The organism is Paenibacillus sp. OSY-SE, from assembly GCF_000283315.1.
GTDB lineage: Bacteria > Bacillota > Bacilli > Paenibacillales > Paenibacillaceae > Paenibacillus_B > Paenibacillus_B profundus.
Genome location: NZ_ALKF01000169.1, coordinates 38,736 through 54,120 on the forward strand (window position 1 = coordinate 38,736; position 15,385 = coordinate 54,120).

Below are 15,385 nucleotides of genomic sequence, written 5' to 3' on the forward strand. Positions count from 1 at the left end.
AAGAGGCATAGCTACTGTTTTCATGCATTGTAAGATGGGACAGACAATAGGGGGACGGCAAGCCTGCAGCCCTGCAACTTTTATAGTCACTGAATGATGAATTCATATCCAAAACCTGCATCTTACAATATGTGCGGTATTCATGTTAAACTCATATAGCAGATTTGCTAGAGTCGGATTATACAATGTCCTAGTAGGATGCAAGCAGCCGATGAAAATCGTTGTGAAAAAAACTTGCAATCACCGGGACATTTATATATAATAATGAATGTTGTTCGTCGACGTTGCGATGAAGTGAGAGGTTACCGACACACCTGGCCCCTTTGCCATGGCGGTGCGAGGAAAATTTTCACGGAGTATGTCCGATGCAAAATTGGGCGATAAAAGGAGGGACTAAAATGGCAAAGCAAAAAATTCGTATCCGCTTGAAAGCATACGATCACAGAATTCTTGATCAATCCGCTGAGAAAATTGTTGAAACGGCAAAACGTTCCGGTGCAGGAGTATCCGGGCCAATCCCGTTGCCAACGGAGAAGCAAATCATCACCGTGCTTCGTGCGGTGCACAAGTACAAGGATTCCCGCGAGCAGTTCGAAATGCGCACACATAAGCGCTTGATCGACATCGTGAATCCAACGCCGCAAACGGTGGATGCGCTGATGCGTCTGGACTTGCCGTCCGGTGTAGATATTGAAATCAAGCTATAAACTTTATTGGAGAACAGTTATCCACAACTGAATAACTGATTTCTATTAGAATGAACGGATTAAGGATGGAAAAGAGGTGTCAACATGAAAGGTATCTTAGGTAAAAAGCTCGGCATGACTCAAATCTTTACCGCTGAAGGTAATGTAGTGCCGGTAACTGTTATCGAAGCTGGTCCTTGCGTCGTTCTTCAGAAGAAAGACGTTGAGAACGATGGCTACGAAGCTATCCAAATCGGCTATGCTGATAAGAAGGAAAAGCGTTCGACGAAGCCAGAGATCGGTCACGCTAAAAAAGCAAATGCAACGCCTAAGCGCTACGTAAAAGAACTTCGTGGTGTGGAGCTTTCTCAATATGAAGTTGGCCAGGAGTTGAAAGCCGACATCTTTGCAGAAGGTGAATTCGTAGACGTTACTGGTATTTCCAAAGGTAAGGGATTCGCCGGCGTTATCAAACGTTGGGGACAACACCGCGGTCCAATGACTCACGGTTCCCGTTACCACCGCGGACCAGGTTCCATGGGTTCCATTCAAGCGAACCGCGTACCTAAAGGCAAACGCCTTCCAGGTCACATGGGTACAGATACGGTTACAATTCAAAATCTCGAAGTTGTTAAAGTGGATGCAGAACGTAATATCATCCTCGTTAAAGGTTCCATTCCAGGTCCTAAAAACAGCTTCGTTAACGTGAAACAAGCAGTTAAAAAGTAATTGGTGAGGAAAGGAGGAGCTCAGAATGCCTAAAGTAGCAGTATACAACATTAGCGGCGCGCAAGTCGGCGAGATTGAATTGGCCGACACAGTATTCGGTATCGAACCGAATAAACACGTGCTTCATGATGCGGTTGTTATGCAGCTTGCATCGATGCGTCAAGGTACGCACAAAGTTAAAACCCGTTCCGAAGTTCGCGGCGGCGGTCGTAAACCTTGGAAACAAAAAGGAACAGGCCGTGCGCGTCAAGGTTCTATTCGTTCGCCACAATGGAAAGGCGGCGGAGTCGTATTTGGACCAACGCCACGCAGTTATGCCTTTAAGCTTCCTAAGAAAGTACGCCGTCTGGCGATTAAATCCGCATTGTCTTCTAAAGTATTGGCAGAGCAAATCATCGTATTGGATGCATTGGCTATGAACGCGCCGAAGACTAAAGAATTTGCGGCGATCTTGAACAATCTGAAAGTGGATCGCAAAGCGCTTGTTGTGCTCCCTGAGTACAATGACAGCGTGGCACTCTCCGCTCGCAACATTCCTTCGGTGAAGTTGGTTGCAGCAGACGGTGTTAACGTATATGATGTTCTTCGCCATGAGAAGCTCATCATTACGAAAGATGCGGTTCAGAAGGTAGAGGAGGTGTTCGCGTAATGAAAGACCCTCGCGATATCATTAAGCGTCCCATTATCACTGAGCGCACAGCTGACATGATGAACGACCTGAAATACGTATTTGAGGTTGATATCCGTGCGAATAAGACGGAAATCAAACAAGCTGTTGAGCAGATTTTCAAAGTGAAAGTAGCGAACGTGAACACGCTTCGCGTGCCAGCAAAGCCTAAGCGCTATGGCCGCTACTCTGGTTATACTTCCGAATGGAAGAAAGCATTCGTAACGTTGACGAAAGACAGCAAGCCGCTCGAGTTCTTCGAAACGGTATAAATACACGACTTGTAAAGTAAGGAGGGAAAACTAGTGCCAATCAAAAAGTACAAACCGACATCCCCGGCTCGTCGTGGTATGAGCGTGTCTACGTTCGAAGAAATTACGACAAGCACACCGGAGAAATCGTTGCTTGCACCTTTGAGCAAGCAAGCAGGCCGGAACAACCAAGGTAAAATTACGGTTCGCCATCAAGGCGGAGGACACAAACGTAAATACCGTATTATCGACTTCAAACGCAACAAGGATGGCATTCCAGGCCGCGTTGCTACAGTTGAGTATGATCCAAACCGTACTTCCAACATCGCTTTGATCAACTATGCTGACGGTGAGAAGCGTTACATCATCGCACCGAAAGGCTTGAAAGTAGGCGACGTTATCGAATCGGGTTCGGGTTCGGACATCAAAATCGGTAATGCATTGCCGCTTGAGAACATTCCAGTGGGTACAGTTATCCACAATATCGAGTTGCAACCGGGTAAAGGTGGTCAGCTGGTTCGCGCCGCTGGTACGGAAGCCCAATTGCTCGGTAAAGAAGAAAAGTATGTAACGGTTCGTTTGTCTTCTGGTGAAGTTCGTAAAGTTTTGAGAACTTGCCGTGCGACAATTGGTTCCGTTGGTAACGGTGACCATGAGCTTATCAAAGTCGGTAAAGCAGGACGCAGCCGTTGGTTGGGTAAACGCCCAGTCGTTCGCGGTGTCGTCATGAACCCAGTTGATCACCCACACGGTGGTGGTGAAGGTCGCGCGCCGATCGGTCGTAAGTCTCCTATGTCTCCATGGGGTAAACCGACACTTGGTTACAAAACGCGTAAAAAAGGTAAGCATTCCGATAAATATATTGTTCGTCACCGCACGAAATAATATTTCACGGATTGAATACGAAGTGGCGTAACATGCGCAAGTATAAGGTCTCGTGAAGGGAGGATTCACACATGGGTCGCAGTTTGAAAAAAGGACCATTCGTCGATGGTCATCTGATGAAGAAAGTTGAAGAGTTGAACGAGTCCAGCAAGAAAGTTGTTGTTAAGACTTGGTCCCGTCGTTCTACTATTTTTCCTCAATTCATCGGCCACACATTCGGAGTCTATGACGGCCGTAAACACGTGCCTGTGTACGTAACGGAAGATATGGTCGGACACAAGCTTGGCGAATTCGCGCCAACGCGTACGTACAAAGGTCATGATGACGATAAGAAAACGGGCAGACGATAATTTTGAGATATAGCATTTGAGGGGAGGTACTTCCATGCAAGCGAAAGCACATGCGAATAATGTTCGCATTGCTCCACGCAAAGTCAAGCTCGTTATCGACTTGATTCGCGGTAAAGAAGTGGGCGAAGCAATCGCAATTTTGCGCCACACGCCGAAATCGGCGTCCCCAGTGGTGGAGAAATTGTTGAACTCGGCAATTGCCAATGCAGAACATAACTACCAAATGGACGTGAACAAACTTGTTATTGCGCAAGTGTATGCGAACCAAGGGCCAACGATGAAACGTTTCCGCCCACGCGCTATGGGACGTGCAAGCCGCATCAACAAGAGAACTAGCCACATTACAATCGTGGTATCTGAGAAATAAGGAGGGATAACGTGTGGGCCAAAAGGTAAATCCAGTCGGACTTCGAGTTGGTATTATCCGTGACTGGGAATCCAAGTGGTATGCTGAGAAAGACTTCGGCGCATTACTGATCGAAGATGTTAAAATTCGTGAATTCCTTAAAAATAGATTGAAAGATTCAGCCGTTTCCAAGATTGAGATTGAACGCGCGGCTAACCGCGTTAACGTCACAATCCACACTGCTAAGCCGGGCATGGTCATCGGTAAAGGTGGTTCCGAGGTTGAAGCTCTTCGCCGTGAAGTAACGAAAATTGCTGGCGGTAAGAAAGTGCACATCAACATTTCGGAAATTAAAACTCCAGATTTGGACGCTATTCTGGTTGCTGAAAGCATTGCACAACAGTTGGAACGCCGTGTTTCATTCCGTCGTGCATTGAAACAAGCAATTCAACGTTCCATGCGTGCAGGCGCAAAAGGGATTAAAACTGCAGTTAGCGGTCGTCTGGGCGGTGCTGAAATCGCTCGTTCGGAAGGATATAGCGAAGGGACAGTGCCACTTCATACGCTTCGCGCCGACATAGACTACGGCACAGCTGAAGCTCATACAACTTACGGCCGCATCGGCGTAAAAGTATGGATCTATCGTGGAGAGGTACTTCCTGCGGCTAAGAAAAAGGCTGTTGAGGAAGGAGGCAACTAATCATGTTGGTACCTAAACGTGTCAAACACCGTAAGCATCAAAAAGGCCGCATGAAAGGTCAAGCTAAGGGTGGCACGACGTTGAACTTCGGTGAATACGGTTTACAAGCTATGGAACCTACATGGATTACGAACCGTCAAATCGAAGCTGCCCGTATTGCGATGACTCGTTACATCAAACGTGGCGGTAAAGTATGGATTAAAATTTTCCCTGACAAACCAGTAACGGCGAAGCCGCTTGAGGTTCGGATGGGTAGCGGTAAAGGTAACGTCGAGAAATGGGTGGCTGTAGTTAAGCCAGGTAAGATCATGTTTGAACTTTCTGGTGTCCCTGAGGATGTAGCACGCGAAGCAATGCGTCTTGCTGCTCATAAGCTGCCGATCAAGACGAAGTTTGTGAAACGCGAAGAAATGGGTGGTGAAGCAAATGAAAGCTAGTGAATTCCGCAACTTGACCACTGCTGAACTTGAACAAAAGATTGCCGGATTCAAGGAAGAACTCTTCAACCTCCGTTTCCAATTGGCTACCGGACAGCTTGACAACCCAACTCGCATCCGTGACGTACGTAAAGCGATTGCCCGTGCAAAAACGGTTGTTCGTGAAAGAGAACTTGGGATTACCAGTTAATTGACCTTGATGTCAATTTCGGAATATAGACATCCTGTATCCAGGAAGGAGGCTTTACACTCATGAGTGAAGAACGTAACGCTCGTAAAGTGCAGATCGGAAAAGTCGTTAGCGACAAAATGGACAAAACAATCGTAGTTGCGGTTGAGACGTACAAGAAGCATAACCTGTACCACAAACGCATCAAATATACGAAGAAGTTCAAAGCGCATGACGAGAATAACGAAGCAAAGATCGGCGATACAGTTAAAATCATGGAGACGCGTCCGTTGTCGAAAGACAAGCGCTGGAGACTCGTTGAAGTCGTAGAAAAAGCAGTACTCGTTTAATGGACGGATAGTTTCACCGAAAGGAGGACAATCGAATGATTCAGCCATTTTCACGCTTGGCGGTAGCAGACAACTCTGGTGCGAAGGAACTGATGTGCATTCGCGTGTTGGGCGGTACTGGACGTAAAGCAGCTCACGTTGGTGATTTGATCGTATGCTCCGTAAAACAAGCAACACCAGGCGGCGTTGTCAAAAAAGGTGACGTTGTAAAAGCGGTTATTGTTCGTACAAAGCGCGCTGTTCGTCGTAAAGACGGTTCTTATATCGCATTTGACGAGAACGCAGCGGTTATCGTGAAAGAAGACAAGGGCCCTCGCGGGACTCGTATTTTCGGACCTGTTGCTCGCGAGCTTCGCGAAAAAGATTTCATGAAAATCGTTTCCCTGGCTCCGGAAGTTATTTAATCAACTTGCCCGCCAGGCAAGACTCAGGAGGTGTGACACATGCCACGATTGAAGAAAATTCTCGAGTCGCATAACAATAAATTGCACGTGAAAAAAGACGACACGGTTATCGTCATCACGGGTAAAGACAAAGGCAAAAAAGGCCGCGTTATCGCAGCTTACCCTCGTGAGAACCGCGTTCTTGTAGAAGGCGTAAACATGGTGAAGAAGCATCAGAAGCCTAACGCTATGAACCCACAAGGCGGCATTCTCGAGCAAGAAGCGCCAATTCATGCATCGAACGTTATGCACGTGGATCCGAAGTCGGGTAAAGTAACGCGCATCGGTTACAAAGTAGTGAACGACAAAAAAGTGCGCGTAGCGAAACGCTCCGGCGAAATCATCGACTAACGCTTACGGAAAGGAGGTCCTTTTTACATGGCAGCTCGTTTGAAAGAACGTTATTTAAACGAAATTACTCCTGCGTTGATGCAGAAGTTCAACTATACATCTGTTATGAAAGTTCCAAAAGTGGAGAAAGTCGTCATCAACATGGGTATGGGTGAGGCTGTTCAGAACTCCAAAGTATTGGATACAGCGGTTGCTGAACTGCAACAAATCGCTGGTCAAAAACCAGTTATCACACGCGCGAAGAAGTCTATCGCAGGCTTTAAACTTCGTGAAGGAATGCCGATTGGTGTGAAAGTGACACTGCGCGGTGAGCGTATGTATCACTTCTTGGACAAATTGTTCAATGTCACGCTCCCTCGTGTCCGCGACTTCCGCGGTATCTCGAACAAAGCGTTTGACGGCCGCGGCAACTACACACTTGGTCTGAAGGAGCAAATTATCTTCCCTGAGATCGAGTACGATAAAGTAGATAAAGTGCGCGGTATGGATATCGTCATCGTAACGACGGCGAATACGGATGAAGAGTCCCGCGAACTGTTGACGCAACTCGGCATGCCTTTCGTGAAGTAATTCGCGCAGGACGGTTAAGATTGTGAAACGGACGGAGAGCATTCGTTCCGAATACATCGACACAAATCTCTAGGAGGTGTCAACTACGTGGCAAAAACTTCGATGAAAATCAAGCAACAACGCAAACCGAAGTTTGAAGTACGGGCATATACGCGCTGTGAGCGCTGTGGTCGTCCGCACTCTGTATTACGTAAGTTCAAAATTTGCAGAATTTGTTTCCGCGAATTGGCATACAAAGGCCAGATTCCTGGCGTTAAAAAAGCTAGCTGGTAATCAACCCTGTTGCGGGAAGGAGGTTTACACTAATGGTTATGTCCGATCCGATTGCAGATATGCTTACACGCATTCGCAATGCAAACACAGTACGTCATGAAACGGTGGAAATGCCAGCTTCGACGATGAAGAAGCAAATTGCTGAAATCTTGAAGCGTGAAGGTTTTATCCGCGATGCAGAATATATCGATGACAACAAACAAGGTATGATCCGCGTTTTCCTGAAATACGGTGCAAACAACGAGCGTGTTATTACAGGCTTGAAGCGCATCAGTAAACCAGGCTTGCGCGTGTACACGAAATCCACAGAGGTTCCACGCGTATTGGGCGGTCTCGGTATCGCAATTATTTCGACGTCTAAGGGCGTTATGACAGACAAAGAAGCTCGCCAAGCAAAATCTGGTGGCGAGGTAATCTGCTACGTTTGGTAAACCATTCGCATAAGATTGGAGGTGCAACAACACATGTCTCGTATTGGTCGCAAGCCAATTAACGTGCCAGGTGGCGTAACAGTCACTCTGGATAACAGCGTTATTACTGTAAAAGGACCGAAAGGAACATTGACGCGTGAACTTCATAAAGACATGAAAGTGTCCGTTGAAGAAACTCTCATTTCCGTAGAACGTCCTTCTGATAATAAAACTCATCGTTCGTTGCACGGAACTACTCGCAGTGTTATCAGCAACATGGTGAATGGAGTAACGGAAGGTTTCTCCAAAACTCTGGAGTTGGTCGGTGTAGGTTACCGTGCGAACAAGTCCGGCGACAAGCTCGTCTTGAACGTTGGATACTCCCATCCGGTTGAAATTACACCGGAAGCTGGCATTGAGTTCGAAGTGCCTGCTCAAACAAAAATTATCGTTAAAGGCATCGACAAAGAGCGCGTTGGTGCATACGCAGCGAAGATTCGTTCTGTACGCGAACCTGAGCCTTACAAAGGTAAAGGGATTAAGTACGAAGGCGAACGTATTATTCGCAAGGAAGGTAAAGCAGGCAAGAAGAAATAAAATCTTGCCTAGCTCACTTACCTTAGTAGCTTGACGGTCAAACTGAAGGGAGTGAAACAATCAGATGATTACGAAAGCCGATAAAAACAAAGCTCGTTTGAAAAGACACCTTCGTGTCCGTAAGAAAATTGAAGGAACGACAGAACGTCCGCGTTTGAACGTATTCCGTTCCTCTAAACATATCTACGCTCAGCTTATCGATGATGTTAAAGGTGTAACAATCGCATCTGCATCAACGATGGACAAAGAGCTTAATGCCGATATCAAAAACGGCGGTGACGTCGAATCGGCACGCAAAGTGGGAGAATTGATCGCGAAACGTGCAAAAGCACAAGGTTACGAAACAGTCGTATTCGATCGCGGCGGTTACTTGTATCACGGACGTATTCAGGCGTTGGCTGACGCAGCACGCGAAGCTGGCCTTGAATTCTAATGAATTCAATCGAAGGAGGTAGACGACTTGCGAGTTGATCCAAACACGTTAGAACTTTCTGAAAAAGTTGTTCAAATTAACCGCGTAGCTAAAGTCGTAAAGGGCGGACGCCGCTTTAGCTTCAGCGCACTCGTAGTTGTTGGAGATGGCAATGGTTGGGTCGGCGCAGGAATCGGTAAAGCATCCGAAGTACCTGACGCTATCCGCAAAGGCATCGAAGACGCAAAGAAAAATCTGATTCATGTTCCGTTTGTTAACACGACAATCCCTCACCAAGTTATGGGTCAGTTCGGCGCTGGTAAAGTTCTCTTGAAACCAGCTTCCGAAGGTACAGGGGTTATCGCTGGCGGTCCTGTTCGCGCCGTGTTAGAGTTGGCAGGTGTAGGCGATATCTTGACGAAATCGCTTGGTTCCTCGAACTCTATGAACATGGTTAACGCAACGCTTGAAGGTCTGTCCCGTCTTAAGACGGCAGAACAAGTAGCGAAATTGCGCGGCAAATCCGTTGAAGAACTGTTAGGATAAGGAGGGGACAAAGATGGCGAAATTGCAAATTACCCTCGTTCGCAGTCTGATCGGTCGCCCGCAAACTCAACGTAGCACGGTGAACACATTGGGCTTGCGCAAAATGAATCAGACGGTTGTTCATAATGACAACGATGCGATCCGCGGAATGGTCAATCAAGTGAAACATCTGGTTGAAGTAAAAGAAATCGAAGCATAAGGTTCTCTACTGCATGCTTCTATTCAACTGCTCGAAACATGTACAACAATTAATGATGAATGCATAAATATTTAAGGAGGTGCGTCGAACGATGAAGTTGAATGAACTTTCTCCGGCACCTGGTTCCCGCAGCGTACGTAAGCGCGTTGGCCGTGGTATCGCGACAGGAAATGGGAAGACATCTGGCCGTGGTCATAAAGGTCAAAATTCTCGTTCCGGCGGTGGTGTTCGTCCAGGCTTCGAGGGTGGACAAAACCCACTGTACCGTCGTTTGCCAAAACGCGGTTTCATCAACCCTACTCGCAAAGAGTATGCGGTTATTAACGTGACGGAATTGAACCGCTTTGAAGCAGGCACGGAAGTAACTCCGGAATTGCTGATGGAACAAGGCATCGTGAAAAACCCAATGAGCGGAATCAAAATTTTGGGTAATGGTGAATTGTCCGTTAAATTGACGGTCAAAGCAAATAAGTTCTCTCAATCTGCGGTAGAGAAGATCGAGGCTGCCGGCGGTAAATCCGAGGTGATCTAATGTTCAAGACCGTATCGAATATATGGCGAGTCGAGGATCTGAGACGTAAGATTTTATTTACACTCATGGTCTTGATCGTATATCGCGTCGGTTCCTTCATTCCGGTTCCTGGCGTAGATACTTCGGTCTTTGCTTCAGCAAACCAAGGAACGGACCTGTTCAGCCTGCTGAACACGTTCTCCGGTGGTGCGTTGTTCAAGTTTTCCATCTTTGCGCTCGGTATCATGCCGTACATTACGGCATCCATTATCGTGCAGCTTCTAACCATGGACGTCATTCCAAAGTTTGCGGAATGGGCGAAAGAAGGAGAAGTCGGCAAACGTAAGCTAGCCCAGATTACGCGCTACGGCACGATTATTTTGGGATTGATTCAAGCATTCGGTACAGCGATTGGATTTAACCGTATGTATGGCATGGAATTGGTTCCGGGAGCCACATTTGCGGATTATATTGTAATCGCCATTGTACTGACTGCCGGTACGGCCTTCTTGATGTGGCTTGGTGAACAAATCACAGAGAAGGGCATCGGGAACGGCATCTCGATCCTAATCTTTGCGGGTATCGTTGCGGGAGTCCCTACGCATATCGGCGAGATTTATCGTTCGCAATTTATCGATGGCAGCGGACAAATGTTCCTGAACATCGTCAAAATGATTCTAATCGCGTTGTTCATCGTGTTGATAGTGGTCGGTGTTATCTTCATTCAGCAAGGTAACCGCAAAATCCCGGTGCAATACGCAAAACGTGTTGTTGGTAACAAAATGTACGGCGGGCAGAACACGCATATTCCACTCAAAGTAAATGGCGCTGGCGTTATTCCGGTCATCTTCGCAGTATCGCTGTTGATGTTCCCAATTACGATTGCGCAGTTCTGGGCGGATAAGCCGTGGGCCAAATGGGTAATCACCCACATGTACTATGACAAGCCGCTTGGCATGGTCTTGTACGTGCTGTTGATTATCGGGTTCACGTTCTTCTACACGTTCGTTCAATTGAACCCGCAACAAATGGCGGATCAAATGAAAAAGAACGGCGGATACATCCCGGGCATTCGTCCTGGGAAAGCGACTGCTACGTATTTGACTCGGGTTATGTCCCGCATTACGTTGGCAGGTGCACTGTTCCTGGCGCTTATCTCTATCTTGCCTGTGTTCTTCGGAGCACTTGCCGGATTGCCGCGTTCCGTTCAAATCGGTGGTACTTCAATTCTCATCATCGTCGGCGTTGCGCTGGATACGATGAAGCAAATTGAGAGCCAATTGATTAAACGCCATTACAAAGGTTTCATCAACAAATAGGCGATAGGTACTGATGAAGCCCAAGAACGGCTCATCGGCACCTATTGTGCTGTTTCTTGTAGGGCAGAGGCTTAACGAATGGCATCGAAGCACCCCACTTCCGACGAAGTTAAGCCTGTGCTTACAGTAAAGGGAGTGACATTCGATGAACATTCTATTCATGGGGCCTCCTGGGGCAGGAAAAGGAACGCAGGCCGAACGTATCGTTACACAATTCGGCATTCCACACATTTCGACCGGTGACGCGTTCCGTGCAGCAATGCGCGAGGGCACACCCATCGGATTGAAAGCGAAAGAATACATTGATCAAGGTCTGCTCGTTCCAGATGACGTTACGGTCGGCATCGTGCGCGAACGTCTCGCGCAGCCGGATTGTGAACAAGGCTTCCTGTTGGATGGATTCCCGCGTACTTTGGCGCAAGCCGAAGCTCTGGATGAAATTTTGGAACAATTGAATCGCAAGCTGAATCACGTCATCGACCTGAGTGTTGACCGCAATTTGCTGCTGGCACGTCTTACGGGACGACGCATTTGCAAATCTTGCGGCGCGACGTACCATGTCATGTTTAACCCGCCAAAACAAGAGGGCGTTTGTGATAAATGCCAGGGCGAATTGTACCAGCGTTCTGATGATTCCGAAGAGAAGGTTGGCACGCGTCTTGACGAATATATCAACAAAACGGCTCCTTTGCTCGAATATTATGAGAACAAAGGTTTGTTGCGTCAGGTTGACGGGGAGAAGGAAATTGATACGGTGACATCTGAAATCGTATCTTTACTGCGAGGTTAAACCAAATGATCATTTGTAAGTCCGAAGTGGAACTAGGCTTCATGAGGGAAGCTGGACGAATTGTAGCGGAAACGCATCGTCTTCTGGCTAAATCGATTGAGCCGGGCATAACGACTCGTGAACTCGATTCAATCGCAGAAACGTTCATTCACAGTCAAGGAGCGACACCTTCGTTCAAGGGCTATAATGGTTTTTCTGGCAGCATTTGCGCATCAGTTAACGAAGAACTGGTACACGGCATTCCCGGCAAACGCAAATTAAACGAAGGCGACATCATCAGCATCGATATCGGTGCGGAATACCGCGGGTATCATGGCGACTCGGCTTGGACCTACGGGGTTGGTGCCATTTCGGAGTCGGCTCAGCAGTTGCTTGACGTAACCGAGCAATCGCTGTTTGCGGGACTCGCTTTGGTAAAGCCAGACGTTCGTCTGTACACGATATCCCACGCGATTCAACGCGTTATCGAAGATGCAGGTTTTTCCGTCGTGCGGGAGTACGTCGGGCACGGGGTCGGTGCGGAGCTTCATGAAGAGCCGCAAATCCCGAACTACGGTATCCCGGATCGCGGCCCGCGGCTCAAACCGGGCATGACGTTGGCGATTGAGCCGATGGTCATTGCCGGAGAACGACACGTCAAGACGCTCGCGGATAACTGGACGGTCGTGACGGTGGACGGGACGCTGTGCGCTCATTTCGAGCATACAGTAGCTGTGACGCCGGACGGTTGCGAAATTTTGACGAAGCTGGTTGAGTAGGTGAACTTACATGAATGAAGTGCGAGAACCACGTCTCGGCCAATTCGTCAAGGTGCTTCGAGGTCGTGATGCCAGCAAGTATGCAGTCATCATTGGCATTGAAGAATCGCGCTACGTCAAGATAGCGGATGGGGACAAACGTAAGTTTGACCAGCCTAAACGAAAAAACTTGCTTCATCTCGAATTGCAAACCGCAATGAGTCATGAAGTTGTCCAAAGTTTAAATGAAAGCGGTCGGGTAACCAATAGCAAGCTTCGTTACGTTATATCGAAGTTTGCCGAGGAACAAGCCGCTCAGCATGCTGAACAGAGAGGAGAATGACGGTGGCCAAAGAAGACGTAATTGAAGTGGAAGGTACGGTCATTGAGCCGTTGCCGAATGCGACGTTTCGGGTTGAGTTGGAGAACGGTCATCAAATTCTTGCCCACGTTTCCGGAAAGCTGCGGATGCACTTCATCCGTATCCTGACGGGGGACAAAGTGGTCGTGCAACTGTCGCCATATGATTTGAGCAAAGGTCGCATCACTTATCGGAAGTAGCACTCGGCTCGTTCCGAGCAGCGCTTGCATGCACTTGCAGACCGTTCGACGCGTCAGAAGACGGTTTGACGTGCAACTTGAGAACTGGGAGGTATTCAGCATGAAGGTAAGACCTTCTGTTAAGCCAATTTGCGAAAAATGCAAAGTCATTCGACGCAAGGGCAATGTTATGGTAATCTGTGAGAATCCAAAGCACAAACAAAAACAAGGATAAGAAGGGGGTGTAGCGTAAATGGCTCGTATAGCTGGTGTAGACTTGCCACGGGATAAACGCGTTGAGATCGCCTTGACATACATTTTTGGTATTGGTAAAACAACTTCTAAAAAAGTAATCACTGAGGCTGGCGTTAACCCTAATACTCGCGTTCGCGATTTGACGGAAGACGAAGTGAACAAAATTCGTGAGCTGATTGACAAAACGGTAAAGGTTGAGGGTGACCTTCGTCGTGAGATCTCTCTGAACGTGAAACGTTTGGTTGAAATCGGATGCTATCGTGGTATCCGTCATCGTCGCGGATTGCCTGTTCGTGGACAACGTACTAAGACAAATGCTCGTACACGTAAAGGCCCTCGTCGTACGGTAGCGAACAAGAAGAAGTAAGGGGGGATAAGTAGCAATGGCTAAACCAAAAAAAGTCGTACGTACTAAACGTCGTGACCGTAAAAATATTGAGACCGGTGTGGCACACATCCGTTCTACGTTTAACAACACGATCGTAACTATCACGGATCCACACGGCAACGCAATTTCTTGGGCTAGTTCCGGCGGTTTGGGCTATAAAGGCTCTCGTAAATCGACGCCATTCGCAGCTCAAATGGCTGCTGAGTCCGCTGCTAAAGCAGCAATGGAACATGGCATGAAGTCGGTTGAAGTTATGGTTAAAGGACCAGGCGCAGGTCGTGAAGCTGCCATCCGTTCCTTGCAAGCTGCAGGTTTGGAAGTTAGCATGATCAAAGATGTAACGCCAATCCCGCACAACGGCTGCCGCCCACCAAAACGTCGTCGCGTTTAATGATGGCACACCGATGCGTGTAGTATTAAGCTAGCGCCTGTTGGGAATAATGGTTGTTTAGGCATACTGCATGAATCGACCGACCTTAGGTGTTTGACGTTGATAAACGCCAGCGACGTTTGAAGGAGGGTTATACAGTGATTGAGATCGAAAAGCCGAAAATTGAGACCGTTGACGTCAATGAGGAAGGCACATACGGCAAATTTGTCGTAGAACCATTAGAGCGAGGATACGGAACAACGCTGGGCAACTCCCTGCGCCGTATTCTGCTCTCCTCGTTGCCGGGCGCGGCAGTGACGTCTGTTCAAATCGACGGCGTCTTACATGAGTTCTCGACGATTCCAGGCGTCTATGAAGACGTTACTGAAATTATCTTGAATTTGAAGTCCTTGTCGCTGAAAATCCATTCTGATGAAGAGAAAGTTCTCGAAATCGATGCGGAAGGCGACGGGGTTGTAACGGCTGGCGATATTCGAGCGGATAGCGATGTGGAAATTTTGAACCCGGATCTCCGCATTGCGACATTAGCACAAGGCTCCAGACTCCACATGCGAATCTTCGCAAATCGTGGACGTGGTTACGTTCCTGCGGATCGAAACAAACGGGAAGACCAACCTATCGGGGTTATCCCGGTAGATTCGATTTACACACCGATTTCGCGTGTAAACTACAGCGTTGAAAATACGCGTGTAGGTCAAGTAACCAACTACGACAAGTTAACCCTTGAAGTGTGGACGGATGGAAGCATTCGACCAGAAGAAGCGGTGAGCCTCGGCGCGAAAATTTTGACGGAGCATCTGATGCTCTTCGTCGGATTGACGGATGAAGCGAAAGACGCAGAAATTATGGTCGAAAAAGAGGAAGACAAGAAAGAGAAAGTGCTTGAGATGACTATCGAAGAGCTCGATCTCTCCGTTCGTTCCTATAACTGCTTGAAGCGTGCAGGCATCAATACGGTTCAAGAGCTGATTACGAAGACCGAAGAAGATATGATGAAGGTTCGCAACTTGGGCCGCAAGTCTTTGGAGGAAGTTCAAGAGAAGCTCGAAGAACTCGGATTGGGCTTACGCATGGAAGACTAAA

Annotated in this window: 30 protein-coding genes; all 30 read left to right on the plus strand. The window is 47.8% G+C overall.

The genetic code is table 11. The annotated features are described in order from the left end of the window. Positions 1-398: 398 nt before the first annotated feature. The 30 genes from rpsJ (at position 399) to A372_RS0110095 (ending at position 15,384) form a co-directional block, all read left to right on the plus strand. Positions 399-707, plus strand: coding sequence for a 30S ribosomal protein S10 (gene rpsJ / locus A372_RS0109950; RefSeq protein ID WP_006037947.1), 309 nt, complete (start codon positions 399-401; stop codon positions 705-707). A gap of 84 nt (positions 708-791) precedes the next feature. Next, positions 792-1,415 (plus strand): 50S ribosomal protein L3, encoded by a 624-nt coding sequence (gene rplC, locus A372_RS0109955; RefSeq protein WP_019420696.1) that lies wholly within the window; start codon positions 792-794, stop codon positions 1,413-1,415. Between the two features lie 25 nt (positions 1,416-1,440). Next, positions 1,441-2,064: a 50S ribosomal protein L4 gene (gene rplD, locus A372_RS0109960; RefSeq protein ID WP_019420697.1), complete on the plus strand. Its 624-nt coding sequence runs from the start codon at positions 1,441-1,443 to the stop codon at positions 2,062-2,064. Continuing rightward, complete coding sequence (rplW, locus tag A372_RS0109965) at positions 2,064-2,354, plus strand: 50S ribosomal protein L23 (protein ID WP_019420698.1); 291 nt, start codon at positions 2,064-2,066, stop codon at positions 2,352-2,354. The genes rplD and rplW overlap by 1 nt, the downstream gene beginning before the upstream one ends. Before the next feature lie 33 nt (positions 2,355-2,387). Then, positions 2,388-3,218 (plus strand): 50S ribosomal protein L2, encoded by an 831-nt coding sequence (gene rplB / locus A372_RS0109970; RefSeq protein ID WP_019420699.1) that lies wholly within the window; start codon positions 2,388-2,390, stop codon positions 3,216-3,218. A gap of 71 nt (positions 3,219-3,289) precedes the next feature. Continuing rightward, the gene (gene rpsS, locus A372_RS0109975; RefSeq protein ID WP_019420700.1) at positions 3,290-3,568 is read left to right on the plus strand and encodes a 30S ribosomal protein S19; all 279 of its coding nucleotides are present in this window, start codon (positions 3,290-3,292) and stop codon (positions 3,566-3,568) included. A gap of 34 nt (positions 3,569-3,602) precedes the next feature. Then, complete coding sequence (rplV, locus tag A372_RS0109980; protein ID WP_019420701.1) at positions 3,603-3,935, plus strand: 50S ribosomal protein L22; 333 nt, start codon at positions 3,603-3,605, stop codon at positions 3,933-3,935. A gap of 13 nt (positions 3,936-3,948) precedes the next feature. Then, positions 3,949-4,614 carry a 30S ribosomal protein S3 gene (rpsC, locus tag A372_RS0109985; protein WP_019420702.1) on the plus strand — a complete coding sequence of 222 codons (666 nt, stop codon included), beginning with the start codon at positions 3,949-3,951 and terminating at the stop codon, positions 4,612-4,614. A gap of 2 nt (positions 4,615-4,616) precedes the next feature. After that, complete coding sequence (gene rplP / locus A372_RS0109990; RefSeq protein ID WP_019420703.1) at positions 4,617-5,051, plus strand: 50S ribosomal protein L16; 435 nt, start codon at positions 4,617-4,619, stop codon at positions 5,049-5,051. Further along, on the plus strand, positions 5,041-5,241 hold the full coding sequence (gene rpmC / locus A372_RS0109995) for a 50S ribosomal protein L29 (RefSeq protein ID WP_019420704.1): 201 nt from the start codon (positions 5,041-5,043) through the stop codon (positions 5,239-5,241). Before rplP ends, rpmC begins: the two co-directional genes overlap by 11 nt. A gap of 62 nt (positions 5,242-5,303) precedes the next feature. Further along, positions 5,304-5,570, plus strand: a complete 267-nt coding sequence (gene rpsQ, locus A372_RS0110000; RefSeq protein ID WP_019420705.1) for a 30S ribosomal protein S17 — start codon at positions 5,304-5,306, stop codon at positions 5,568-5,570. A gap of 35 nt (positions 5,571-5,605) precedes the next feature. Then, positions 5,606-5,974 carry a 50S ribosomal protein L14 gene (gene rplN, locus A372_RS0110005; RefSeq protein WP_019420706.1) on the plus strand — a complete coding sequence of 123 codons (369 nt, stop codon included), beginning with the start codon at positions 5,606-5,608 and terminating at the stop codon, positions 5,972-5,974. Positions 5,975-6,013: 39 nt separating this feature from the next. Next, positions 6,014-6,364, plus strand: a complete 351-nt coding sequence (gene rplX / locus A372_RS0110010; protein WP_019420707.1) for a 50S ribosomal protein L24 — start codon at positions 6,014-6,016, stop codon at positions 6,362-6,364. A gap of 27 nt (positions 6,365-6,391) precedes the next feature. Continuing rightward, positions 6,392-6,934 (plus strand): 50S ribosomal protein L5, encoded by a 543-nt coding sequence (rplE, locus tag A372_RS0110015; protein WP_019420708.1) that lies wholly within the window; start codon positions 6,392-6,394, stop codon positions 6,932-6,934. An 87-nt stretch (positions 6,935-7,021) separates the two neighbouring features. Further along, positions 7,022-7,207, plus strand: coding sequence for a type Z 30S ribosomal protein S14 (locus tag A372_RS0110020; RefSeq protein WP_005544535.1), 186 nt, complete (start codon positions 7,022-7,024; stop codon positions 7,205-7,207). Between the two features lie 32 nt (positions 7,208-7,239). Then, a complete protein-coding gene (gene rpsH / locus A372_RS0110025; protein WP_019420709.1) occupies positions 7,240-7,638 on the plus strand; it encodes a 30S ribosomal protein S8 in 399 nt (132 codons plus the stop codon). A gap of 33 nt (positions 7,639-7,671) precedes the next feature. Next, on the plus strand, positions 7,672-8,214 hold the full coding sequence (gene rplF / locus A372_RS0110030) for a 50S ribosomal protein L6 (protein WP_019420710.1): 543 nt from the start codon (positions 7,672-7,674) through the stop codon (positions 8,212-8,214). Positions 8,215-8,278: 64 nt separating this feature from the next. After that, a complete protein-coding gene (rplR, locus tag A372_RS0110035; protein WP_019420711.1) occupies positions 8,279-8,647 on the plus strand; it encodes a 50S ribosomal protein L18 in 369 nt (122 codons plus the stop codon). 27 nt (positions 8,648-8,674) lie between these two features. Next, complete coding sequence (rpsE, locus tag A372_RS0110040; protein WP_019420712.1) at positions 8,675-9,172, plus strand: 30S ribosomal protein S5; 498 nt, start codon at positions 8,675-8,677, stop codon at positions 9,170-9,172. A gap of 13 nt (positions 9,173-9,185) precedes the next feature. Next, positions 9,186-9,371 (plus strand): 50S ribosomal protein L30, encoded by a 186-nt coding sequence (rpmD, locus tag A372_RS0110045; protein ID WP_019420713.1) that lies wholly within the window; start codon positions 9,186-9,188, stop codon positions 9,369-9,371. Positions 9,372-9,462: 91 nt separating this feature from the next. Continuing rightward, positions 9,463-9,903, plus strand: a complete 441-nt coding sequence (rplO, locus tag A372_RS0110050; RefSeq protein ID WP_019420714.1) for a 50S ribosomal protein L15 — start codon at positions 9,463-9,465, stop codon at positions 9,901-9,903. Continuing rightward, on the plus strand, positions 9,903-11,201 hold the full coding sequence (secY, locus tag A372_RS0110055) for a preprotein translocase subunit SecY (RefSeq protein WP_019420715.1): 1,299 nt from the start codon (positions 9,903-9,905) through the stop codon (positions 11,199-11,201). The genes rplO and secY overlap by 1 nt, the downstream gene beginning before the upstream one ends. Before the next feature lie 145 nt (positions 11,202-11,346). Then, on the plus strand, positions 11,347-11,991 hold the full coding sequence (locus tag A372_RS0110060) for an adenylate kinase (RefSeq protein WP_019420716.1): 645 nt from the start codon (positions 11,347-11,349) through the stop codon (positions 11,989-11,991). Between the two features lie 5 nt (positions 11,992-11,996). Next, a complete protein-coding gene (gene map, locus A372_RS0110065; protein ID WP_019420717.1) occupies positions 11,997-12,749 on the plus strand; it encodes a type I methionyl aminopeptidase in 753 nt (250 codons plus the stop codon). Between the two features lie 10 nt (positions 12,750-12,759). After that, a complete protein-coding gene (locus tag A372_RS0110070; protein ID WP_019420718.1) occupies positions 12,760-13,071 on the plus strand; it encodes a KOW domain-containing RNA-binding protein in 312 nt (103 codons plus the stop codon). A gap of 2 nt (positions 13,072-13,073) precedes the next feature. Further along, on the plus strand, positions 13,074-13,289 hold the full coding sequence (gene infA / locus A372_RS0110075; protein ID WP_006676514.1) for a translation initiation factor IF-1: 216 nt from the start codon (positions 13,074-13,076) through the stop codon (positions 13,287-13,289). Positions 13,290-13,389: 100 nt separating this feature from the next. Next, positions 13,390-13,503, plus strand: a complete 114-nt coding sequence (gene rpmJ, locus A372_RS0110080; RefSeq protein WP_003333770.1) for a 50S ribosomal protein L36 — start codon at positions 13,390-13,392, stop codon at positions 13,501-13,503. 18 nt (positions 13,504-13,521) lie between these two features. Then, positions 13,522-13,890 (plus strand): 30S ribosomal protein S13, encoded by a 369-nt coding sequence (gene rpsM, locus A372_RS0110085; RefSeq protein WP_019420720.1) that lies wholly within the window; start codon positions 13,522-13,524, stop codon positions 13,888-13,890. Between the two features lie 16 nt (positions 13,891-13,906). Then, a complete protein-coding gene (rpsK, locus tag A372_RS0110090; protein ID WP_019420721.1) occupies positions 13,907-14,302 on the plus strand; it encodes a 30S ribosomal protein S11 in 396 nt (131 codons plus the stop codon). A gap of 137 nt (positions 14,303-14,439) precedes the next feature. Beyond that, positions 14,440-15,384 carry a DNA-directed RNA polymerase subunit alpha gene (locus tag A372_RS0110095; RefSeq protein WP_019420722.1) on the plus strand — a complete coding sequence of 315 codons (945 nt, stop codon included), beginning with the start codon at positions 14,440-14,442 and terminating at the stop codon, positions 15,382-15,384. Position 15,385: the final 1 nt, after the last annotated feature.